18 protein-coding genes and 1 pseudogene are annotated in these 22,882 nt (G+C 53.8%); 6 read left to right on the forward strand and 13 right to left on the reverse strand.

What is annotated here, in order from left to right; translation table 11 throughout:
- The first annotated feature begins 72 nt into the window (after positions 1 to 72).
- From BM485_10165 to BM485_10180, 4 genes are all read left to right on the forward strand, one after another.
- A complete protein-coding gene (locus tag BM485_10165) occupies positions 73 to 1,011 on the forward strand; it encodes a tyrosine recombinase XerC (protein ID OKY75056.1) in 939 nt (312 codons plus the stop codon).
- Positions 1,012 to 1,135: 124 nt separating this feature from the next.
- Positions 1,136 to 1,660, forward strand: a complete 525-nt coding sequence (locus BM485_10170; protein OKY75121.1) for an HslU--HslV peptidase proteolytic subunit — start codon at positions 1,136 to 1,138, stop codon at positions 1,658 to 1,660.
- On the forward strand, positions 1,657 to 3,042 hold the full coding sequence (locus tag BM485_10175; protein ID OKY75057.1) for an HslU--HslV peptidase ATPase subunit: 1,386 nt from the start codon (positions 1,657 to 1,659) through the stop codon (positions 3,040 to 3,042). The genes BM485_10170 and BM485_10175 overlap by 4 nt, the downstream gene beginning before the upstream one ends.
- A gap of 86 nt (positions 3,043 to 3,128) precedes the next feature.
- Complete coding sequence (locus tag BM485_10180; protein ID OKY75058.1) at positions 3,129 to 3,656, forward strand: hypothetical protein; 528 nt, start codon at positions 3,129 to 3,131, stop codon at positions 3,654 to 3,656.
- Between the two features lie 57 nt (positions 3,657 to 3,713).
- On the opposite strand, the gene BM485_10185 is transcribed toward BM485_10180, so the two are convergent.
- From BM485_10185 to BM485_10245, 13 genes and pseudogenes are all read right to left on the reverse strand, one after another.
- Positions 3,714 to 4,625 (reverse strand): hypothetical protein, encoded by a 912-nt coding sequence (locus BM485_10185; protein OKY75059.1) that lies wholly within the window; start codon positions 4,623 to 4,625, stop codon positions 3,714 to 3,716.
- On the reverse strand, positions 4,625 to 6,157 hold the full coding sequence (locus BM485_10190; GenBank protein OKY75060.1) for a F0F1 ATP synthase subunit alpha: 1,533 nt from the start codon (positions 6,155 to 6,157) through the stop codon (positions 4,625 to 4,627). The genes BM485_10185 and BM485_10190 overlap by 1 nt, the downstream gene beginning before the upstream one ends.
- 6 nt (positions 6,158 to 6,163) lie before the next feature.
- Positions 6,164 to 6,931, reverse strand: coding sequence for a hypothetical protein (locus tag BM485_10195; protein OKY75061.1), 768 nt, complete (start codon positions 6,929 to 6,931; stop codon positions 6,164 to 6,166).
- A gap of 3 nt (positions 6,932 to 6,934) precedes the next feature.
- Positions 6,935 to 7,213 carry an ATP synthase F0 subunit C gene (locus BM485_10200; protein OKY75062.1) on the reverse strand — a complete coding sequence of 93 codons (279 nt, stop codon included), beginning with the start codon at positions 7,211 to 7,213 and terminating at the stop codon, positions 6,935 to 6,937.
- 10 nt (positions 7,214 to 7,223) lie between these two features.
- Positions 7,224 to 7,925 (reverse strand): F0F1 ATP synthase subunit A, encoded by a 702-nt coding sequence (locus tag BM485_10205; GenBank protein OKY75063.1) that lies wholly within the window; start codon positions 7,923 to 7,925, stop codon positions 7,224 to 7,226.
- Positions 7,922 to 8,194 (reverse strand): hypothetical protein, encoded by a 273-nt coding sequence (locus tag BM485_10210; protein ID OKY75122.1) that lies wholly within the window; start codon positions 8,192 to 8,194, stop codon positions 7,922 to 7,924. Before BM485_10210 ends, BM485_10205 begins: the two co-directional genes overlap by 4 nt.
- A 33-nt stretch (positions 8,195 to 8,227) precedes the next feature.
- Positions 8,228 to 8,527, reverse strand: coding sequence for a hypothetical protein (locus BM485_10215; GenBank protein OKY75064.1), 300 nt, complete (start codon positions 8,525 to 8,527; stop codon positions 8,228 to 8,230).
- A 34-nt stretch (positions 8,528 to 8,561) separates the two neighbouring features.
- The gene (locus BM485_10220; GenBank protein OKY75123.1) at positions 8,562 to 8,951 is read right to left on the reverse strand and encodes a hypothetical protein; all 390 of its coding nucleotides are present in this window, start codon (positions 8,949 to 8,951) and stop codon (positions 8,562 to 8,564) included.
- A gap of 71 nt (positions 8,952 to 9,022) precedes the next feature.
- Positions 9,023 to 10,408, reverse strand: a pseudogene (locus BM485_10225) (F0F1 ATP synthase subunit beta).
- Between the two features lie 255 nt (positions 10,409 to 10,663).
- A complete protein-coding gene (locus BM485_10230; protein ID OKY75065.1) occupies positions 10,664 to 13,288 on the reverse strand; it encodes a beta-(1-3)-glucosyl transferase in 2,625 nt (874 codons plus the stop codon).
- A 78-nt stretch (positions 13,289 to 13,366) separates the two neighbouring features.
- Positions 13,367 to 15,712 carry a hypothetical protein gene (locus tag BM485_10235; protein OKY75066.1) on the reverse strand — a complete coding sequence of 782 codons (2,346 nt, stop codon included), beginning with the start codon at positions 15,710 to 15,712 and terminating at the stop codon, positions 13,367 to 13,369.
- Between the two features lie 35 nt (positions 15,713 to 15,747).
- Complete coding sequence (locus BM485_10240) at positions 15,748 to 17,304, reverse strand: hypothetical protein (GenBank protein ID OKY75067.1); 1,557 nt, start codon at positions 17,302 to 17,304, stop codon at positions 15,748 to 15,750.
- A gap of 40 nt (positions 17,305 to 17,344) precedes the next feature.
- Complete coding sequence (locus tag BM485_10245; protein OKY75068.1) at positions 17,345 to 19,090, reverse strand: hypothetical protein; 1,746 nt, start codon at positions 19,088 to 19,090, stop codon at positions 17,345 to 17,347.
- A 342-nt stretch (positions 19,091 to 19,432) separates the two neighbouring features.
- Here BM485_10245 and BM485_10250 point away from each other — a divergent pair, with 342 nt between their 5' ends.
- Positions 19,433 to 21,559, forward strand: a complete 2,127-nt coding sequence (locus BM485_10250; GenBank protein OKY75069.1) for a hypothetical protein — start codon at positions 19,433 to 19,435, stop codon at positions 21,557 to 21,559.
- Between the two features lie 27 nt (positions 21,560 to 21,586).
- Positions 21,587 to 22,849 carry a hypothetical protein gene (locus tag BM485_10255; GenBank protein OKY75070.1) on the forward strand — a complete coding sequence of 421 codons (1,263 nt, stop codon included), beginning with the start codon at positions 21,587 to 21,589 and terminating at the stop codon, positions 22,847 to 22,849.
- Positions 22,850 to 22,882 lie beyond the last annotated feature (33 nt).

Here is a 22,882-nt window from a genome sequence, read left to right on the forward strand (position 1 = left end):
CGGCGCAAGCTGAAAAAATCGCAAACCGCACGAAACTGTTATATTTAACACCCTTGAGTGTAGAACGCAAGAATGACCGACACCTTTCAAAAAAAAGCCGGCCCGGGAGGCCAACTTCTTCCTCTTTTTGTCGAGTGGCTGAAAGTGGAGAAGGGCTATTCTCCACACACCGTTACCAATTACCAAAGGGATATTGAAGAGTTTTTTTCATTTGCCCCGGAAGGAGTCAATGCCGTTGCCCCTGACCCCCAATTCGTCCGCTCTTTTGTCTATCATCTCAATGCCCGGTGCAAATCGTCTTCGGTGGCGAGAAAACTCTCGGCCCTGCGGACTTTTTTTCGCTTTCTGATCAGGGAAAATCATGTCGCGAGCGATCCTTTTGCCAATGTCTCCATGCCGAAACAGGGGCGCTATATTCCTGTTTTTTTGACGGTTGACGAAGTTTTTACCCTGCTGGAAGAACCCGGCCGCCGTGACCCGTTTTTTCTGCGGGACCGGGCTATCCTTGAGCTGCTCTACTCCACCGGAATCCGGGTTTCGGAACTCGCCGGATTAAATGTCGACAGGGTTGATTTTTATGGGGGAATGGTTAGGGTAAGGGGCAAGGGAAACAAGGAAAGGCTGGTTCCCATGGGAGAGCCGGCAAGCGACATGCTTCAGTCCTATCTGCCGGAACGACTGCAGCTTCTTGCCGAGCGGCGAAAACGCGGCAGTAAAACCGACGAAAATCCTCTTTTTTTAAACAGCAGGGGAGGGCGGCTTACCACGAGAAGCGTGGAACGGCTGGTCAGTTTTTATGCCGCCCGTGCCGGCATAGCGGCCCAGGTCACGCCTCACGCCCTGCGTCATTCATTTGCCACCCATCTCCTGGAAATGGGGGCTGATCTGCGCGCCGTGCAGGAACTTTTAGGCCATGCGAGCCTTTCCACCACCCAGAAGTATACCCATTTAAACGTGGATCATCTCATGCAGGTTTATGATGCGGCGCATCCAAAGGCAAAACGCGGATGAATTTTATTCATAAGGCCGGGACACGAACCTGCAAATCGAATGGTTCTTTTTTTGACGGCCCCTGACTTTTTACGAAGCTATCAATAATTACGGAAAAATAAATATGGAAAATGAAAAACCGGTTATTCGATCAACCACCATCATCTGTGTCCGCCACAAGGGCGACGTCGTCATGGCCGGCGACGGACAGGTGTCGCTCGGCAATACCATCATGAAGCATCAGGCCAAAAAGGTGCGACGTCTGTATCAGAACAAGGTGATTACCGGATTTGCCGGGTCAACCGCCGATGCCTTTACCCTTTTTGACCGGCTTGAACAGAAACTGGAACAGTTCAACGGCAACCTCACCCGCGCCGCGGTCGAACTGGCCAAGGACTGGCGCACGGATAAGATGCTGAGAAGGCTTGAGGCGATGCTTATTGCCGCCGACAAGGAGAATTCCTTTATCCTGAGTGGCATGGGGGACGTGATTGAATCGGATGACGGCATTCTGGCCATCGGTTCAGGCGGCCCTTTTGCACAGGCCGCAGCCAAGGCACTGATCAATCACAGTGGTCTCGATGCCGAACAGATCTGCCGGGCAGCCATGGAGATTGCCGGTCAGATCTGCGTTTATACCAATACTAATATAGTCGTGGAAAAAATATGACATCACTGCAATCGTTAACCCCCAAGGAAATTGTCACCAAACTCGATCAGTACATCATCGGTCAGCAGGATGCCAAGCGTTTTGTCGCCGTTGCCCTGCGTAATCGCTGGCGTCGGCAGCAGGTCGAGCCGCCCCTGCGCGATGAAATCGCCCCCAAAAACATCATCATGATCGGCCCCACCGGTGTCGGCAAAACAGAAATTGCCAGAAGACTCGCCAATCTGGCCCAATCGCCTTTTTTGAAGATCGAGGCGTCAAAGTTCACCGAAGTCGGTTATGTGGGACGCGATGTGGAATCCATGATTCGCGATCTCACGCAGCTTGCCGTCAACATGGTCAAAGAGGAGGAAACGGCTAAGGTCAAGGAAAAGGCTTTGGTCATGGCCGAGGAACGACTGCTGGACCTGCTGGTTCCCCCCTCTCCCTCTTCATTCACGAAGTCGCTGGAGCTTCCGCCCTCCGGTCAGACAGCGCCTTCTTCTTCCCCGGAGAGCACCAGGGAAAAATTTCGTTGCATGCTGCGTGAAGGCAAACTTGAGGAAAAAGTTGTCGAGATGACCGTTGACCAGGCGCAGAGCCTGCCCATTGTCGAGATTTTCAGCAACAGCGGCATGGGAGGCATGGACGACATGGGGTCAAGCATGAAGGACATTTTCGGCAAGATGTTTCCCGGAAAACGACAGAAACTGAAGCTGAAAGTCGGCGAAGCACGGCTGATTCTTGAAAAGGAAGAGGCGGAAAAGCTGATTGAGATGGACAAGGTTACCCGTCTTGCCGTTCAGCGCACGGAACAGACCGGTATCATTTTTCTCGATGAAATCGACAAGATCGCCTCCCGATCGGGTGCGGTTCAGTCGGCGGAGGTCTCCCGGGAAGGAGTGCAGCGCGACCTGCTGCCCATTGTCGAGGGCGCCACGGTTTCCACCAAATACGGCATGGTGAAAACCGACCATATCCTTTTTATCGCAAGCGGGGCCTTCCATCTCTGCAAACCTTCCGACCTGGTGCCTGAACTCCAGGGCCGTTTTCCCATTCGGGTTGAGTTGGACCCCCTGGGAGAAGAGGAATTTTTCCGGATCCTGACTGAACCGCAAAACGCCCTTATCAAACAGTATATCGCTCTCATGGCAACCGAGGGGATTGAATTGTCATTTGAGCAGGACGCCATTCGCGAGATGGCGAGAATTGCCGCCGCAGTCAATTTGAAAACGGAAAATATCGGCGCCCGCAGGCTTCATACCATCATGGAACGGCTGCTGGAGGAGCTTTCCTTTCACGCACCCGACATGCAAGGACAGCAATTCACTGTTACCGCCGACTATGTCAAAAAACAGCTCGCTGAAATTGCCGGCAATGAGGATTTGAGCAGATATATTCTGTAAAATATTGAAAAGCCGTTTCCGCATGCGGATGACGGGAGTATTTTATTGCAACGGTCTGGCAAGAAAAAATATATGGAGCGTGACGCATGATTGATCCGGAACTCAAATACTGTCCCCGCTGTAAAGACGAATACCGGGCTGAAATAACACTCTGCGCTGATTGCGGAGTAGCCCTTTTGAGCGGCAAAGAGATGATGGAAAAGTCAAAAGATTCGTTGGCCCGGAAAAACGGCCGTCAAAAGGAGATCACGCCGGAAGACGACCTTGTCTCCATTCACAAGGCGGACATGAAGGAAGTCAAAATTCTCGAAAAAGAGCTGCAAAAGGAAAATATTGCCGTGCTCATTGCCGGGGAGGGAGGAGGAAATTCCTGCGGCAAGGGATGCTGCGGTTCGTCCTCCTTTTACCTTCAGGTACACCGGGGAGATGCTCGTGACGCCTTTGCGGTCGTTCAGGCGTACATCGACAGAACCACGGCCATCAGCCATCATGACCTGTCCCATTGCGACTCTGTCTTTAATCCGGAGGAAAAACAGGCGGTCTGTCCGGCCTGCGGGTTCAAGTTCCAGACATCGGCGGCGATTTGCCCTGATTGCGGCCTTTGTTTCGGATAACCGCCGGGGCGAAAAATTGTAACTGCGGACATCCCTGAAAAAAAGACGGCTTTTGTTTTATTCCGGTTCGCCGGGAGAAGATGTTTTTTTCTTTTTCAGGGTCGCCTTGAAGCCGGCAACCAGATCAAGCAGTTCCGAGGTAATGGTGGACTGGCGCTTGATACGGTATTCTCCCCGCAGTTCCTCAATGTGCTCCTCGATGTTTTTTTCCGCATTCTGCAAAGATCTCAGGCGGCTTGCCTGTTCGCTGGCCAGGGACTCCGCCTGGACGCTGTAGAGGGTGGTGAACAGATACTGGCGGATGAGGCCGGAAAAAAGCTGGTCAGCCGGGATACGGAAGCAGGGAAGGGAACGTCCCGGCCATTTGCGTTTGCCCAGCTCCCGCATGCGTTCATTATCAAGCGGCAGAAGAGGACGACGGCTGGGTTCCGAGGCGGTCAGTTTGTCGTAGCGGTTGTAAAAAATATCCACCTGGAAAATCCTCTCTTCCTTCAGCCATCGTTCCATGCTGAGCAGTACCTGATAGACGGTGGTGTTGATGCCGTTCACCGAACCCGGTACCCAGAAGACCTCCTCGATGGCGTAACCCGCCGCTTCGAGCCGGGCGCCGATCCGGGCGCCGATGACGAGCAGTTTGACCGAGGCGTGATCGTTTATTTCCATTTTTTCAAGGTTGCCGGCGAGAAAATCCGCCAGCCGTTCATTGAACCTGCCGCAGAGGCCCTGGTCGGAGCCGAAGATGATCAGTCCCCGCGGCCCTGGATTGGCTGGATGTTGCCTGGGCAGGGTCTGTTCCTTCAGGGCGGTCTGCAGGCCGAGCTCAATGACCTCGATAAATGTTTTCAGGGAAGTCAGGGAGCGTTCATACTGACGGATATTGACCGCGGAAAGGGTTTTCATGCTTTTGACGATGCCCTGCAGCTTGGCGGTGGTGGTGATTCGTTTGTCGAGGGTCTGGAGAGTTTCCATCACGAATCTTTTTTCTTTTTATCCGACAGGGCCTGCCTGCAGGTTTGCAGCAGCTCCATTGTGTCATTCGCCGTCAATTTTTCTCCTTTGCTGATTTTTTCGCAGATGTGGGGAAGTCGGCGGGAAACGGCCGCACTCATCGCCGACTCTGCTTCCTTGATCTCTTTGATGTCAAGCGCATCAAGGAGTCCCTCGGTCAGCGCCGTCATGATCGCCACCTGCTCATAATCCTTGAGGGCCGCGTATCTGTTCTGCTTCAGCACCTCTCTGACCCGTTTGCCTCGTTCGATGGCCTGCTTGGTGTTGTCATCAAGCCTCGTGGCGAAACGGGCAAAAGTTTCCAGCTCCTCAAATTGCGCGTAGGAAAGGCGAAGACTGCCCACCAGCTCACGGTAGGCGGCCTTTTGCGCCTTGCCGCCGACCCGGGATACCGATTTTCCGGCATCAACGGCGGGCAGGATACCTTTGGCAAAGAGATCGGGCGAGAGATAGATCTGTCCATCCGTGATGGAAATGATGTTGGTCGGGATGTAGGCGGAAAGATTCTGCGCCTCGGTTTCCACAATGGGCAGGGCGGTCATCGAGCCGCCGCCGTGTTCCGGTCTGAGATGGGTTGACCGTTCCAGCAGCCGGGAATGAATATAGAAAATATCGCCGGGATACGCCTCCCTGCCGGGTGATCGTTCCAGCAGCAGGGAAAGTTCCCGGTAGGCTCGGGCATGGCGGGTGAGATCATCATAAACGATGAGTACATCCTTGCCCTGTCGCATAAAGTATTCACCGATGGTGGTGGCGGCGTAGGGCGTGATGAACTGCAGGCCCGGCGCGTCCTGACCGCTGGAGGCGACAATCACCGTGTAGTGCATGGCTCCCTGTTCGCGCAGATCGTGCAACACTTTCGCCACCCCGGATTCCCGCTGGCCGATGGCGGCATAGATGCAGATGACATCCTTGTCCCGCTGATTGACGATGGCATCAAGGGCAATGGCGGTTTTGCCGGTCTGCCGGTCGCCGAGGATCAGTTGCCGCTGGCCCTTGCCGATGGGAATCAGCGCGTCCACCACTTTGATGCCGGTCTGCAAAGGGTCAGTTACCGGACTGCGCGCCATGATTGCCGGGGCCGGATGTTCAAGGGGGCTTTTCGCCAGATCCGGAAGGGGGTCCTTGTCGTCCAGGGGCCTGCCGGCGGCATCGATGACCCGGCCCAGCAGGGGGGTGCCGACGATGATGTCGGCCACCCGGCCGCGACGTCTGACTTCCTGGCCTGCCTTGAGCCGGTCCGAGCTGCCGAGCAGAATGATGCCGACTTTGTCCGGGTCAAGACTTGCGACAAGACCGATGGTGCCGTCTTCCATCTCAACCAGCTCTTCCGATGTCACTCCGGCAAGTCCGTTTGCCATGGCAACCGGGCCGGTAATCGAGATAATTCGCCCAACGTCTTCGGCTGTCAGTGCAAAGGAGTGCGACGCAAGCGATTGGGTAAAAGCGCTATGTGTTTTTGTCAAGGATGCTTTCAGCATAAGATGATCAATGGGGCTTTACCCCGCGTTTGCTCTTTCCAGTGAAGCGGCAAGTTTTTTTTCAAATTCCCGCAGATAGCCGCGCATGTCCCATTTGATTTTTTTTCCCCCTGCCTCGACTTGAATGCCGGCCAGCAGTGCAGGGTCAATGACAAATTCTTTCTGCGCGGGTGCACCCCAGAGGGCATCAAGCCTTTTTTTCAGTTCTTCCCGCGTTTCAGGAGAAAAGGGAAAAGCGCTTGTGACGATTACGGGCATGCCGAGTTTTACCAGATCGTGGGAGATTTTTTCGTTTTCGGCCGCGGGAATTTTATCAAGTTCACGGCTAAAAACACTGAGTATCCGCTGCTCCAGGTCTTCATTCGCCAAATCCCGCAGGGCCTTGCCGGCAAGCTGGTGGAAATATTTTGTCACCAGGCGGCTTGTTTCCAGGAGAAATGTTTCCTTTTCCTGTTCAACTGCCGCATGCCATTGGGATCTGCTTTTCTCGACTTCCAGCCGAACAGACTCGATCAGCTCATTTCTGAAGTTGTCAGCTTCTTCCCTGGCCCGCCGCATTTCCCGGGGAACTGAATCATGCAGCTTTTGTTGCAATTCTTGGTATTTTTCTTTCTCGGCCTGAGCTTCCGCGGACCTGTTTTGCGCCTCGTCAAGTCTGGCGGCAATGGTGTCTTCCCGTTTTTGCATTGCCTGCACAACCGGTTTGTAGAGGACTTTTTTCAACAACCAGACCAGAATGAGAAAATTAATGATCTGGGCGGCAAATGTGAACCAGTCGATTTTCATCAATTATCCGCCGGCCTGTTTGATTGCATAGTCCCAGAAGGGATTGGCAAAAAGAAGAAGCATGGCGACGACAAAGGCGTAAATGCCGGTTGATTCAATCATGGCCATGGAGACAAACAGGGTGCGGGTAATGGCCCCTGACTCATCAGGCTGCTGGGCGAGCGAGCGCAGGGCAGCGGCAGCGGCCATGCCCTCGCCGATAGCCGGACCGATGGCGCCGAGTCCCATGCAGAGTCCGGCGCCGAGTACCGACATCATGCCGATTAATGGTATTGTTTCCATATTTTTCCCCTCATTTGGTGGATTGTGTGGGTGGTCCGTTTTCTACTTCTTTGTTTTTCAACATTGACGCAATATAGATCATGGCAAGCAGGGCAAAGATGTAAGCCTGTATGGTTCCGGTAAGAAGACCGAGGGCGCTCATGACCACCGGAAAGAAAAAAGGCACGATAAGCAGGAGAACAAAGCCGACGACAGAGCCGCTCATCAGATTGCCGTATAAACGGACGGCCAGGGCAAAGGTGCGGGATATGTCCCCGAGAAGGTTAAACGGCAGCATGAACGGGGAAGGTTTGATATATTCCCCCAGATAGTTGCCCAGGCTCCTTGTCGAAAGGCCGAATACCGGCACCGCGATAAAGACGCAGAACGCCAGGGCGCTGGTGGTGGACAATGAGGCGGTGGGGGTCGGGTAAAAGGGAATGACGGCAAGAATGTTGGAAAGAAGAATGAAAAGAAAAAGGGTGCCGACAAAGGGGAGAAAAGGATCGGCTTTCTGCCTGGTGATCTCTTCGATGTGATTGGCGATGCCGCCGACCAGGATTTCGAGCAGATTCTGCCGGCGGTTTAATTTCATGCCGCTGCCGAGCTTTCTGGTGATAAGCCATGATCCCCCGACCAGCAGGAACATTTCCAGCCAGGTGAAGAGAATTGTCGCATTGAGGTGCCCCCATCCCCATTCGATCAGAATGAATTGATCCGGCGAAAATTTCATGATGACTGCCCGCAGTTTTCTACCGGTGTGTGTCTGCCGTAGCGACGAATCATAACCAGCCGGGCAATCCAGAAGCCGATGGTGAGCGCGACCAGTCTCTTCCAGTCATTTGCCATCAAAAGGTAAAAGGCCAGGACAAGGAGGCCCAGTCTGATCATGAAGCTCGCAAGAATCCGACCACCGAACCCTGTTGCTTCCGGCAGACGGTTCAAGGTGGCCCATAATCCCTTGAAATAGGCGAGGCCAAGGATGAAGCCGGCAAAAGGCATGGCGGTCAGTATGAGCCAGTCAACAATCTGCACTTAATCCGTTCTCCCTTCTTTTTTGATCCAGTGCCAGGCAACAATGCCGCCGACAAAAAGTCCGGCAAAGAGACAGGTCAGGGTCCATGAAACTGTGTCCCGGCCAAGATGCCGCTCGTCCAGCCAGCGGCCGATAAATGTGCCGATGACCGCAGGGATCGCCACAGTCCAGCCGATCATGCCGAACATGCCGAGGCCGAAAAAAATGGGACGTTGTTTTTCTTTCCGTGCCCGCTCTTTTTTGAGACATTTTTTGTCTACGATTTCCGGCAGATGTTCTTTGGGCGGTTTTTTTTTCATAAATGAGTTCCAGGGGCGGCGTTTCCGTGGCGCATCATGTTTTTCTCAGTTCCGCAAAACGGCGGAGCATGGAATGCTCAAGGCCGGTAAGGGCTGTTCTGGCCTTTTTCTCAAGATCGTCTATCTGGTAAAATTCGGTTTCAACTATTTTGCCCAGCGACAAAAAATCCTCTCCTTCGATACAGTTCCTGGTGGAGATGTTGACGATTGCCCCCTGTTTGATCAGTGCGCCGTGGTCCACGGCGAAATAGACGGTTCGGCCGGATTGCTCTTCCACTGTGAGGATGCCGGGAACGAGCACCGACACGTAATCCGTGTGGCGCGGCAGCAGGGTGAAATAGCCTTCAAGCCCTTCCGCCACCACTTTGCCGACTCCTTCGATCTGCCGGAAAATTCTGCTGGGCAGATAAATGCCGAGGGAAATACGGTTCATTCTTTTCCCGGGTGTCGATTTTTGCCTGCTTCATCTGCCCGGCCGGCACCGGAATACTTGGCGCGATCCACCTCATCAACGGCGCCGATCATATACAGCGCCTGTTCCGGCACATCAAGAAAGTCACCCTGTAAAATACGCTCACAGCCTTCAATGGTCTGGGCCAGAGGGACCAGTTTGCCGGCCATGCCGGTAAACTGGGTGGTTGTGAAAAAAGGCTGGGAGAAGAAACGTTCCAGCCGTCTCGCCACGGCAACGGTGCGGCGATCGGCTTCGGAAAGTTCTTCCAGGCCGAGCATGGCAATAATGTCCTTCAGGTCCTCATATTCGGCCAGTACCCGCCTGACCCCCTGCACCACCTCATAATGCTTGGCGGAAACGATATCCGGAGTCAACATGCTTGAATTCGACGCCAGAGGGTCCACGGCCGGATAAAAACCCTGGCCGGCACGTTTCCGTGATAAAACAACGGAGGCGGAAAGGTGGGCAAAGGTATGGGAGGCGGCGGGATCGGTGAAATCATCGGCCGGAACATAAACGGCCTGAACCGAGGTGATGGAACCGCTGGTGGTGGAACAGATCCGTTCCTCCAGTTCGGCCAGTTCGGTGGCAAGGGTGGGCTGATAGCCGACATGGGAGGGGATGCGTCCCATCAAACCCGACACCTCGGACCCGGCCTGAATGAATCTGAAGATATTGTCGATCAAAAGCAGCACGTCCTGCCTTCGGCTGTCCCGGAAGTATTCGGCCAGGGTAAGAGCGGCATGACCGATCTTGAAACGGGCGCCTGACGGTTCATTCATCTGACCGAAGATCATGGCGGTCTTGCCCAGTACGCCTGCCTGCTCCATATCCCGGTAGAGTTCTTCCGCTTCGCGGCATCGTTCGCCGATACCGCAGAAAAGACTGACGCCTTCGTAAAGTCCCACCATGTTGTTGATCATTTCGGTGATGAGCACCGTCTTGCCGACCCCGGCCCCGCCGAAGAGGCCCGCTTTTCCACCCTTTTCCAAAGGGGAGAGGAGGTCGATGATTTTGATGCCGGTTTCAAATATCTCCGGTTGAACAGTGTGGCGGGACAGAGGGACAGGTTGCGAATAGATGGGACGTTTTTCAAGATTGTCCGGCAAAGGGCCATTCAAATCAACCGGCTCTCCGAAGACGTTCAGCATTCTGCCGAGCAAAGCCTCGCCCACCGGCATGGTAAGCGGCCTGCCGTCGGTACGGATCCGGTCACCCCTGGCAAGGCCGGCGGTTGGCGTAAGGGCTATGGCGCGGACGCTTTCTTCATCCAGATGGGTGGCGACTTCAAGGACAACTGAATTGCCCTCGCCCGAGGTCAATTTGGCGTGCAGCGCCGGCAGGCCCTTGTCAAAGCGGACATCGACAACGCTTCCTTTGACGGCGGTAATGAGGCCCTGAAAATAGTGAGGAGCGGTGGTTGGCATCTCAGTGACAAAAAAATATGAGCGGGATGGAGCAAGGTCGCGGTTTGCAGCTTTGCATGAAATCAATCCCATCTCGTTTTTTTAGTTCCCTAAAGTATGGAACAGCGGTTTGCCGTGAGTCAAGCAGAAGTTCATCTGCGAAAAACGCGGCTCTCCACAAAAAAACAGGAAGGATGAAAAAACTCATCCTCCTGTTTTCAGTGCCGGGTACCCATCAGGTTGTTCCGGGCAAGGCAAAGATTTTCCCCCATCATGTCATTGGTGAGAGGCATTTTCTTGCGAAGTTACCTCGGGAGAAGAAGTAATGCTGCTGATGATCTTCTTTTCGGTTCGTGAAAATCCGCTGACAAGCGACATGATCACCGATGCCAGGTAGGGAATCGACTGGACCAGCAGCATCAGAACCCATATCAGCAGGTCCGCGGTTTCCGTTCCCTGGCGCAAGGCTACGGTAAACGCGGACAACCAGAGGGCAAGCATGATGAACCCTTCTTCCCTGGCAGTGGACAGGGCCTGGAGCAGGGCATGCGCCTTGGCCTGTTTCGGGGTGCGGAAAAAGGGTTTGCTTTTGGTGACAAAACCGATGAGGATCGCCTGGGAAATCGTATGGGAAAGCGACAATCCGGCAATGGCCGAGGCGATAGTCTGGCCGACTGTTGCCCCTATTCTCGTGCGGTAGAGATAAATCATTTTCCCCACCTTGAAAACAAACAGGGTGAGCGGCATGGCGGAAAGGATCACCAGCGGCGGATCAACCTTCAGCGGGAAATATATCATGCCGATGGACCAGCCGACGGCGGCCAGGGTGAAAATGAGATTCAAGCTGTCAGCCATCCATGGCAGCCAGCCGGCAATAAAGTGATACCGTTGCCCGCGGGTAAGAGAGGTATTTTTTTTGAACAAGAGCGCGGCCGCATGGTGCCGCATGATCTGAACCGCCCCGTAGGCCCAGCGGAAACGTTGTTTTTTGAAATCGATGAAGGTGTCGGGCATGACGCCCTTGCCGTAGGTCTGGGGAATATAGGTGGCTTCATAGCCGCGTTCAAAGATGCGCAGACCCAGTTCGGCATCCTCGGTTATACACCATTCCGCCCAACCGCCGACTTCCTCCAGCACCGACTTGCGCACCATTGTCATGGTGCCGTGCTGGATAATGGCATTTCGTTCATTTCTGGTCTGCATGCCGATATAGAAGAAGCCCTGGTATTCGGCATAGCACATGGCCTTGAAAAGGTTTTCCTTGTCGTCACGATAATCCTGGGGAGCCTGAACAATGGCGATGGATTGATTGTCGAACTGGGAGGCCAGATCGTGCAGCCAGTCCGGCGTGACGATGTAATCGCTGTCAATGACTGCTACGACGGTGGCGTCAGGCGACGTATGTTTGAGTGCGAAATTAAGCGCACCGGCTTTGAATCCGGCAAGAGGGTCCACATGAAAGAAGCGGAAACGCGGGCCGAGTTTTGCACAATGAGCCTGTACCGGCTGCCAGACCGCCGGGTCCTTGGTGTTGTTGTCAATGACGATGACCTCGAAGAGGGGATAATCCATCATGGCAAGGGCATCGAGGGTTTCAATCATCATGTCCGGCGGTTCGTTATAGGCCGGTACATGCACCGATACCATGGGGAGTTTTTCCCTCGGCAGCTTCCGGATGGTAAAGGGGCGACGCCACTCGGCCAGCCAGGTTGCCTCGGCCCATTCATGGGCCTCGGCCAGCAGGATAACCACAACGCCGACAATACCCACCACCATCAGGATGCCGACCAGCACGGAAGCGAGGGTCATGTACTGCCGTGTGTAGGTGTAGACGATCCAGACGGCGGCTGTTGCCGCGCCAAAGGCGATAACCGCGAGAAAGCTGCGGCCGCGGGGCCGCAGTGTCCTGCTGTCGATAAGCAGCAGGGCAAAGGTGATGAGAGCGATTACCACCGAGATGGCGGCAAGAGTTCTCCATTCGGGGATTTTGACAATGGGCGAGGTGAAGGGGAATTTCGGTTGCCGTTCAACATTGTAAACCCCCCAGTACGCCCCGACGGAACCCTCCGAAACCCGTTTCCAGGGCTGGTCAAAGGCCTCCATGATATAGTAGGTATAGTTTTCCTGCTGAGCCCTCTCCAGGAAGCGGCGCAGAAAGGCGGCCTGGTTGGCGGTGCTGGCCACGGCGGAGATGCGCGTCCTGCCGTTGCTGGGCCAGCCCACCTCGCCGATGATGACCTGCTTGTCCGGAAAGGTATTTTTCAGCAGATTGACATGGTCGACGACGTAATCAACCGCACGGTCGAGGTCAACCCCCTCCCAATAGGGCAGCATATGAACGGCGATATAATCGACATGTTCGACAAGTTCCGGATACCTGATCCAGACATGCCACGGCTCGGCGGTGCTTACCGGCACGTTCAGCTCATCCCGGGCCCATTCGAGATATTCGGAGACCTCGTCAACCGTCAGATCGCCGCGCAGGATCGATTCGTTGCCGACAACAACCCTGACGACATTCTGGTAGTTTTCCCTGGCTATCCTGATGGCATCGCGGATTTCCTTGTCGTTTTTGCCGAGATCGCCGTCAAGCCACGCGCCGAGGGTGACGTTGAGTCCGTATTTGTTGGCCAGTCGGGGAATTTCAGCCAGCGTTCCTTCAGTGGTGTAGCTGCGCACGGCATGGGTTTTGCCGGCAAGCAGCTGCAGATCGGCATCAATTTCCTCCACGGAAGGAAGGATATGGGTAACGGCGCTTTGGCCGATACGCATGGGGGAAAAGGAAAAACCCTGGATACGTTCAGGCCATGCCGGTTCATGTTCAGGCTGGTTGGTAACGGCCCACAAGCTGATTGAAATAACGGCAATGGCAATGGCAATAAGGATGGTTGATCTGTTCATGTAATTTGTTTTCTAGGAAAAATTTTTCAAAATGCTGTTGTGATGTGATCACGCTTCTGCAAGAAAATGAATCGCCTGTCACGGCGTGGCTTCGGTCTTGATATGAATATCCCTCTGGGGAAATGGAATCTCAATGTTATTTTGGCGGAAGGCCGCGTCAATGGAAAAGTTGATATCGCTTAATGTTTTGAATCGGCTATCTACGTCGGTCAGGAAAACACGCAGCTCGAAATTAAGGGAGCTGTCTCCAAAACTTATGAACAGGGCGGCCGGTTTCGGTGCGGAGCCGTCGATGATAACCGCCGGATGGGCGTTGGCGATGTCCTCGAGGATTTTCTTGACCAGTTCCGTATCACTGCCGTAGGCAACGCCGACCGGAATCCGCAGTCGACCGTTTCTGTCGGAAAACATCCAGTTTGTTACCTGGGTTGAAATGAATTCGGAGTTGGGCACAATGACTTCCGCCTTGTCAAAGGTTGTTATCACGGTGGAGCGAACGCTGATTTTTTTCACATACCCTTCCGTATTGCCGACCACGATCCAGTCGCCCCGCCGGATTGGTTGTTCAAAAAGGAGGATGAGCCCGGATATGAAATTGCTGACAATGTTCTGCAGCCCGAATCCTATTCCCACCGACAGGGCGCCGGCAATGACCGCAAGCGAGGTAAAATTGACCCCGGCCATGGCGAGTCCGAGCAAAACGGCGATTATGATACCTAGGTAGCCTGTCAGGGTCACAATGGCATCACGCGCACTTTTGCTGACATGTTGATCTTCCCTGATCGATCTTTTCAACATGGTTTTTGCCCAGTTGGAAAGGGTCCAGAACAGGGCGAAAAGAAGCAGGCCGATGAGAATGCGAAGGGGAACTATCTGCGTTTCGCCGATGGCAAACCCCTGCATGATGAAACGGGTTGATTGCGGGGCGGCCGTCCATGATTGCAGCCAGGTGTTCAATACAGCCACGAGAAGGGCGATAAGGAGCAGAAAATTGAGCAGAAAATTGATCCAGATGAAATTCGAACCGACCTCATTCCCCGTAAGGCCAACCTGTTTCCGTACTTTTTGCGACCATTCGGTTTTTCCATAGGAAAGGCTTCTGAAGACACTGTTGACAAGGTACCTGGTGCAGAAAAAGAGGACTGCCAGGACAACGGTTTGGGTGAATCCCTTGATCACATAAAAAGAAATATTATGAAAGCCGAGCAGATCGGTAATGATGGCCGTCAGCAGGACGATTGCCAGGATACTGCGTATCCAGAAAGATGTTTTTTCCAGGCCGGGTATTTTATTAAAAAGCCAGCCGAGTCTGGCCAGAACAGCGCAAAGCGCGGTGCCTGTGACCAGTCGGAGAAAATAGTAATAGGCGGCCCCGGTTTCGGCTTCAACCGGAGCGACAAGTAAAAGGGACAACACGGCAATAAGAAATGCCGTTATTCGTAATTGTCGCCTGAATGCCGATGCGAGTTTGTCAGGGAGGCTGATCAGGGGCTTCTGGTCCAGGATCGGCTTGAAAAAAAAGCGTACCAGCCAGAGTTGAAAGACGAAAAGGGTGCAGGCAAACGCGAGGGGGCCGGTATAGGTAAAGGAGGCACTGTTTTTCGTCAGCAGCTGGCTGTAAAGGGTGATGACAAGGAGCGGCAGGAAAAAAGGTAAATAACCGGCAACGCTGCCCATCAGAATTTTTATGAATTCTTTTTTGGCCGAGGCTTGCGAAAGAAGGCGCCATCTGCTCCAGAACCCGAAAAGCAACGTAATGATCAGGAGGAAGATGCCGACGCCGAGATGCAGCGGGCTGAACGTTTCAAGTCCGCTGTGTTGCAGGAGAAAAGAAACGGTATCCCCGGCCCATTCGGTTTTCCGGGAGTAAAGCTGCTGCATCAGTTGCAGGAAATCCGCGCTCCTGTGAAAAAACTGCTGGGCGGACAGTTTTTCGCGACGGCCGGTGATCTCGGCCAGCAGTTCCTCGCTTTTGACCTGGATCAGGCGAACTTCGGCGACTTTCTTTTCCAGCCCTGATTTTTTTTGCTGGAGAAGTTTGCGTTGCCGGGCTACTTCGGGCGGGTCATTTTTTGTTTCCTGGCCTAAGAGATCAATGGACTGATCCACCTTGGCCAGTTCAGCCTGCAGTTCTTCGAGCGATGTTTTCGCGGCTGCCGAAAGATCATTTGTTTTTTTTGCCGTTTCGGCGAGTTTCACCTGAGTGAGATCTTTCTCACTCACGGTTTCTTTGATTGCTTTCAGCGCGGCGGATAATTCAGCCGCATCGTTCCGGGGCTGCTGGGCGAGTGCGGATTGCAGCGGGAAAAGACAAAGCAGGCAGAAGATTGCCGCCTGTAGAAAGATACGATACCCCGTCCCGGAAAAATGAAGGGAAACGGGGGAAAAACGAGACAGGGTGATGGTGTTTTTTGTGCTGGCCATAAGGTAAGGGTGTCGTGCCGTTTAAAGGGTATGATCTAGTTTGATCTGCTGCGAAAAGTATCTTTTATTTTAAGAAATTCGGCAATGTTTGTCAGAAAAACATCAACCAGGACCGGATCAAAGTGTCCTCCCCGTTCTTTTTTGAAATATTCAATGATTTCAGGGAGGTCATAGGCCTTGCGATAAATCCGGTCATTGCAGAGGGCATCAAAGACATCGGCGATGGTGGTTATCCTGGCAAAAATATGGATATTTTCTCCCGCAAGTCCCCGGGGATATCCGGTGCCGTTGTATTTTTCATGATGCTGCACTGCAATAACGGCGGCAGCCTTCATGATTTCCCGGGTGGAAGAACCGAGCATGTCATGGCCGATTGTCGCATGGTTTTTCATGGTGCTGAACTCATCAGGGGTCAGAGGGCCGGGATTGTTGAGGATATTATCGGGAATCGCTACCTTGCCCACATCATGCATGGGGGAGGCGAGGCGCAGAATCTCAACCTGAGTTGGATTGAGCCCGCATTTTTCCGCCAGCAGCCGGCAGTATTCCGATACCCTCTTGACATGAAAGCCGGTTTCCTGAGAACGGGCCTCGGCGATTTCGCCCAATGTATAGATGATTTCCTTCTGGGTGTCTTCTATTTCTTTGTTGAGATGAATGTTTTCAAAGGCAATATGGACATTGGCGCAATAAATTTCAATCAGGGATTGATTCAATTCATTCAGCTCGTGCCAGCCTTCGCAGTAGATGACGGTCTCGGCTCCGAGTTCGCTTTTAAAATAGCCGACATAGCGATCCGGATAATAAAGGCATCTTTTCTCGATGATGGCCGTCTGCAGATCCTGGAAGACCTTTTCCGGCAATTCGTGCTGATCGTTTATCTCGGTGAGGTTGTTAAATTTTCCGGTGGCGGCAAGGACAGAGAACTTCCTTGCCGAGCGGGTGACGGCAAAGCCGGAGGTCTCAAAGACAATGGCATCGGGATCCATGTGCATGATGGAGACGAGCTGGGTCAAAACGCCTGAGGCGAGCTGTTTCAGTGATCGCAATTCAAAGAGGTTGGCCGAGGCGTCGATGATTCGTTTCAGCCCGTTGCGGTTTGCCTCGATGATCAGCATGTCGCGATAGGTGCGGAGCGAGGAGACCATGACGGTAAAAAGCTTCTGGGAGGACAGCTCGGTTTTTTCCTTGTAATCATTGATGTCGTACTCGATGATGACACTTTCCTCGGGCGCCTGTCCGGGTTGGCCGGTGCGGAGGATGATGCGGACAAAGGGATTGTTTCGCGTCTTGCGCACGTATTCGACCAGAAGAAGACCGGCATCATGGCTTTCCATGACCACATCGAGCAGGATTACCGCGGTGTCCTGGTGTTGTTCAATCAGTTTTTTTGCCTCAGCCGCGCTGTATGCGTGAAGAAAGAGAAGTTTTTTCCCGTCATAGGTGAAATTCCTCAACACCAGGGTGGTGATGCTGTGTACCTCCTGGTCGTCGTCAACAATCAGCACCTTCCAGCATCGGTCTGTGAGATGGCCGCCATTGGAAGGGGCTGTTGCCTGTTCATCGCTGAAAACAAGATCGTCATTTGTCATCTTTCATATCCTCCTGTCAGGTTCTCTTTGTGAAATGCAATTACACCGTCGGCAGAAGAATGGTAAAGGAAGTTCCTTCTTCCGGAGCGCTTTGGCAGGTTATAGTCCCGTTTAATTTTTGGGTGATGATGTTGTAGATGATATGCAGGCCGAGGCCGCTTCCTCCTCTGCTGCGATTTGTGGTGAAAAAAGGGTCGAAAATATGCTGCAGATCACCCAGGGCGATTCCTTTGCCGTCGTCGTGGTAGACAAAGGTAAGGGTTGCGTTATTCAGGGAAAAATCCAGCGTGATGGTGCCGGACACGTTTTCGTCGAAGCCATGGTTAATGGAATTGGTGATGAGATTTGTCACTATCTGTGACACGGCGCCCGGGTAGCTGCGCAGGATGATATTCTCATCGCAGGTCAATTGTATCGTATGTCTTGTTTTCTTCAGGATCGGCCGCAGGCTGAGCAGCACTTCATTGACATACTGCCTGATGTTGAAATTACGTATTGCTTCCCCGGACTGGTCGATGGCCACCTGCTTGAAGCTGCGGATCAATTCTCCGGCGCGGGTAAGGTTGGATTGCAACAAGGAGGTCGATTCCAGGCAGACATTCATGTACTCCTCCAGATTCGACCGTTTCATGTCCCCTGCCTGATAGAGGGCAGCCATTTTATGCGTTTCTTTTTCCAGATGAGTGGAGGCGGTATAGGCAATACCCACCGGGGTATTTATTTCATGGGCAATGCCGGCGACAAGCTCTCCGAGAGATGCCATTTTTTCCGATTGAACCAGCTGGTTCTGGGTGCGCTGCAGCAGATCCAGGGTATTGATCAGGCTCTGGTTTGCCGTATTCAACTGGGCGGTCCGTTTCTGCACCCTTTGATCCAGGGTGGCCGTCAGTTCGCGCAACTCCTGTTCGGCTTTTTCCTTTTGTTTCTGGATACGTACTTCTTCCGTGATATCCTTGAAAAGCACGACGGCGCCGATAACGGTTTTATCTTCGATAATCGGGGCACAGGCAAGATGCACGGGAAAATCCGATCCGTCTTGACGCGAAAAAATTTCATGGCCGCTCTGGTGAAATCTGCCGTCGTGGAAAGAAGCAAAAACAGGGCAGAGCGATGGCGCATGCCGGCAGCCGGTGTCGCTGGACCGGCGGAAGAAAATATGATACGGCCGTCCGAACAGCTCTTCGCTTCTGTATCCGGTCAGATTTTCCGCCGAGGCATTTAAAAAGGTGATGCTGCCTTCTATGTCGACTCCGAAAATTCCTTCAGCCACCGAATTGAGGATGAGCTCGTTCTGGCGGTTGACCGTCTCCAGTTCTATTTCCGTGGCCTTCTGCTCTTTGAGCTGGGTTTCCAGGGTCTGGGTAAGGGCGAGGAGATTCCTTTCATACCGTTTTCTTTCACTGATGTCACGTTTGATGAAACATATCCAGCAGATATTGTCGTCGTCATCGGTCAGGGGAAGAACAAAAGTCTGTTCGAAAAATCGGCTGCCGTTTTTTTTGTAACTGGTGATTTCCCCTTCCCATATTTCTCCCCGGCAGACCGCATGCCAGGAGAGGGTGCGCAAGCTGGCCAGATCATGGAGATTGAGGCTTTCGACATGCTGTCCCAGTACCTCCGTGTCGAGGTAACCGGTTATTGAAGTAAAAACTTCGTTGACGTACTCGACCTTTCCCGCCTTGTTGGTGATAATAATGGTGTTGGGATTGTACGTTATGAGGTGGGAAAGCCTGTCCTGTAATTTTTGCGAACAGACTGCTTGATCCGGGACCAAGATTTGTGTCATGTGGGATGCGGTGTCTATTAAATTAAGCGGATAATTTTTTCATAATCTAATCAAGAATGGATTGAAAGTACAGTTTTTAATGATTTCATCATCAGATGAATCCGCTCAAGCCGTGGTCGTCAGTCACGAAGATGGAGAACCGACTTTCCGACGGAGGCTCTCCGTCGGCCGGCGGAGAAAGATGGGGCTTTTGAAAAGGCCTTGACAGTAAAAATACTCTTTTGTTATATATGATCTTTGTATTTTTTTGAACTCCTCTTCTTGGTTTGACCTTTTCCTTCTCCGTTGTCTGTACGAGCGGAAAACAACCAATTCCATCAACCAGGTTATTTTCACCCTCTCTTGAAAAAACAATTCTTTCTGTTTCTTTCGGCTGTTCCCTTTTTTCTGCCGGTTTTGTGGCGTTTACTGGATCAGGGCTTCACGCAGCCCGTCGGTCTGCTATCCGATTGCGGCCTGGGCTTGTTGGTGTGGCTGTTCGCTTTGCTCTTCCCCCAGTGGATGCGGGTTATCCTGGTGCTGCTCTGGGCAGTGTTTCAGGTCGCAGCACTTGAATTGTTTGCCGCCATGCAGCGTTTTCCCTCCTGGCAGGACATGCATTACCTCATTGATCCGGAATTCGTGAAAAATTCCACCGCCGGGTTCAACGTTGCTTCTCCCTTGAAGGAGGGAACGATGCTGGCCGCAGTCCTGCTGGTGAGTATTTTCCCGGTTTCCCGGCCCGGGTGGCGCCTCTTTCGCAATGGGACGCTTCTTGCTCTGCTCTTCTTCGCCGGGCATTCCCTGCTGGACCGCAAATATGCCGACAGCAGCATTGCCGCCCGTTACAATCCGCTCCACTGGTTCAGCGGCGACGCCATTGCCATGGTGTTCCGTCCCGATATGCCGGTTTTCACCGAGGCGGATCTGCCGGAAGGGGTGCGCAAGCTTGATCTGCAGGGCACCCCCCTGCTCGGCAAAGGCCGGGCGAAAAACGTGCTCATCGTTGTCATGGAAGGCGTTCCCGGTCTTTATCATCCGGAAATTCGCAAGGCGATGGGGGTCGACGCCCAGGCCCTTGTCATGCAGGGTCTGGTCGACAGCACCGCCAATGCCATGCTGATTCCCGATTTTGTCGCCCACAGCGCCCAGACCATTCGCGGCCTCTATGCCATTCTCTGCGGCGATTTCAGCAAACTGTCACTGAAAACCCCCAAGGCATTCGAGCTCGTTGCCGGTTCGGAACGCGCCAAAAACTGTCTGCCGGCCTGGCTTGCCGCCAACGGCTGGAGCACCCATTACCTGCAGGGTGCGGGCCTTACGTTCATGAGCAAGGACCGGGTCATGCCGATAATGGGTTTCCAGCATGTCCACGGTTCGGAATGGTTCACCGAGCCTGACCCCTATCCCTTTGAGTGGGGGATAAGCGATCCGGCCTTTTTCAAGGGGGCGCGCCGCTATATCGCCGGCCTGCAGGCGGCAGAAGAGCCCTGGATGCTGACGCTGCTCACCGTCGGCACCCATCATCCCTGCGCCCCGGTTTCCGAGGCCATCAGTAAAAAATATCCGAAACGGATTGATGCCGCGGTCATGATGCTCGATGAGTCCGTTTCCGGATTTATCAAGGGAATTGTCGCGGACGGGGTCCTGGATGATACCCTGGTTATCGTGACATCGGATGAATCCCATGGCTCGGAGATCGCAGAATGGATATGCAGCTGGGGCACCGGCATCGTCATGGCCCCGGAACAGGAGCAACTGCCGCGTCTTAAAAAAGGCACCTTCGGCCTGGTCGATATCAGCGCCTCGATTATCGACTATCTGGGGCTGCCCCAGCCCCCAACGAATATCGGCAGAAGCTTTTTCCGCGATTATGCCGAGTCCAGGGAAATGGTCGCCTATACCGCCGGCAAACTCCGCTGGCACACCAAGGACAACCTGCTTTATGAATGCGGGTGGAATTCCGATACCTGTCAGGTGACAAAAGCCGACTCCATGCTCGGCTTTCCCCCCGGACCTTTTGAGCTGTACAAGGAACACGGTTCCTCTTTTTTCTTTGCCCGGGCGGTGGTTTTGGACGACAAGCTGATTGCCGGAGAGCTGAGCCGGGAGATGCGCTTTGCCAACGGCGAAATCCGTCCGCTGCCGGAAAAAGTCGTCAATGAGTGGTCGGAAAATCTCATCGGCGCCCAGTACCTTGATTTTCCCGAAAACTCCAAGATTCATGTGTCGATGAAAATCAAGGCGGTCAAGGCCGGTGACGAGGGAATCCAGCTCAAACTGAATCTTCGTCAGTTTGAGCATCTTATTACCAGTATCTCCTATCCGCCCTTTCCGCTGCTTCACGCCGGCGAGGTGACGGAAATAGCCTTTGATTTCGACAATCCGGAGGCGCGGCAGGCCTTTTCCTTTCATCTCTTCGGCGAAGGGAAGGATGCGGCCGTGCAGATCGAAGAGTTCAATGTCACGGTGCACAGGCAGGGCGGTTGATGCCGTGCGCCACAACCTCGCAAAACAATGACCATGCCCCAAAAATCGTTTGTTTTTTCATTGATTGCTTTTGTTCTTGCCGCAACCGTCGGACTCGCGTCCTGCGCTTCCCCGGATACTAACGGGAAGACAGCGGTCATCCACGCAACAACCCCTGAGCCGCAGCGGTTCGTCGTCCGCGGCAGCTCCGTTGTTGATCAGACAACGGGGAAACCCGTCTTTTTCCGGGGCATCGGCTACTCCCCCTTCCTGCCCGGCGACAAAACGCCGCTCAGTGGCGCAAACCCAGGGAATGACGGCCGTTACCGGGATCATTTTGCCCGCATCCGCGAACTCGGGGTCAATTATCTTCATCTCTTTCCGCTGCACATGCCGGCCGGTTTCTTTGCCGAGCTTGACAAGACCGATCTCCTTTACGGCCAGGATATCTGGGTGCACTGCTGCGAAGAGGATTTTCTGGCCGAGGAATTCCAGCAGCGTACCCTGGCCCAGATCAAGGATGTCATTGATCACACCTATGCGGTTGGCCGGCCGGACCGCCTGGTTCTCTTTTCCGTGGGTGATGAACTGGAGGCGGCAGCGGTGGCCCGCACCGACAGCCGTCATCCCGAGGTGCGCGAGTACCGGGGCAAGCATGTGGTGGTGACAAATCGCACCCCCACCGAGGTCGCCCTTTCCCGTCTGATCGACGGGGCCATTGATTATGAACTGACGCGCTACGGCCGCCGCCACCTTTACTCGCACACGAGCTGGACCCACATCGGCCCGGTTGCCGACCGTCCCGATCTGGAGGTGGAGAAAAAAAGCGTTCTGGTGCCGGACATGGGGGATCTCGTCTGCCTCAACATCTACACCTATGCACGGGGGGTCGTCACCTCGCCGCCCGGCTCCGTGACGAAAACCACCTATCAGGGCTATCTCGAAGACCTGGCCCGGATGACGGCAAAGCCGGTTTTCATCACCCAGGTCGGTCTTTCGACCTCGCCCATTGCCCCGAAAGCCTGGGTACCCGGATTCGGCGGGCATCGGATCGAGGATGTCCCGGCGGTCTTCCGCTCCATCTGGCGGGACGTGCGGACAGCAGCGGGCCGGGAGAAATTCTGCGGGCTGGTCTTTTTTGAACTGCACGATGAATGGTGGAAAAGCGGTGAACACGCCGAAGACCTCACCCACCATGAAGAGAACGACCCGGAGGAATGGTTCGGACTCTATGAGCTGGGAGAAAACAACCGCCTGATGCCGAAGGGGAAGATTCCGGAAACCGTGCGTTCCCTTTTTGCCGAGCCCTGAAACCCGGCCCGTTCGGCATCACCTCGTTATCAG

Source organism: Desulfobulbaceae bacterium DB1, assembly GCA_001914235.1.
Taxonomy (GTDB): Bacteria; Desulfobacterota; Desulfobulbia; order Desulfobulbales; family SURF-16; genus DB1.

Coding starts and splice junctions, on each gene's coding strand:
- BM485_10195 (OKY75061.1), bottom strand. CDS start 6,931: ATGAAAATCGACTGGTTCACATTTGCCGCCCAGATCATTAATTTTCTC.
- BM485_10235 (OKY75066.1), bottom strand. CDS start 15,712: ATGGCCAGCACAAAAAACACCATCACCCTGTCTCGTTTTTCCCCCGTT.
- BM485_10185 (OKY75059.1), bottom strand. CDS start 4,625: ATGGAAACTCTCCAGACCCTCGACAAACGAATCACCACCACCGCCAAG.
- BM485_10245 (OKY75068.1), bottom strand. CDS start 19,090: ATGACACAAATCTTGGTCCCGGATCAAGCAGTCTGTTCGCAAAAATTA.
- BM485_10165 (OKY75056.1), top strand. CDS start 73: ATGACCGACACCTTTCAAAAAAAAGCCGGCCCGGGAGGCCAACTTCTT.
- BM485_10180 (OKY75058.1), top strand. CDS start 3,129: ATGATTGATCCGGAACTCAAATACTGTCCCCGCTGTAAAGACGAATAC.
- BM485_10210 (OKY75122.1), bottom strand. CDS start 8,194: ATGCCTTTTGCCGGCTTCATCCTTGGCCTCGCCTATTTCAAGGGATTA.
- BM485_10175 (OKY75057.1), top strand. CDS start 1,657: ATGACATCACTGCAATCGTTAACCCCCAAGGAAATTGTCACCAAACTC.
- BM485_10205 (OKY75063.1), bottom strand. CDS start 7,925: ATGAAATTTTCGCCGGATCAATTCATTCTGATCGAATGGGGATGGGGG.
- BM485_10215 (OKY75064.1), bottom strand. CDS start 8,527: ATGAAAAAAAAACCGCCCAAAGAACATCTGCCGGAAATCGTAGACAAA.
- BM485_10200 (OKY75062.1), bottom strand. CDS start 7,213: ATGGAAACAATACCATTAATCGGCATGATGTCGGTACTCGGCGCCGGA.
- BM485_10240 (OKY75067.1), bottom strand. CDS start 17,304: ATGACAAATGACGATCTTGTTTTCAGCGATGAACAGGCAACAGCCCCT.
- BM485_10255 (OKY75070.1), top strand. CDS start 21,587: ATGACCATGCCCCAAAAATCGTTTGTTTTTTCATTGATTGCTTTTGTT.
- BM485_10230 (OKY75065.1), bottom strand. CDS start 13,288: ATGAACAGATCAACCATCCTTATTGCCATTGCCATTGCCGTTATTTCA.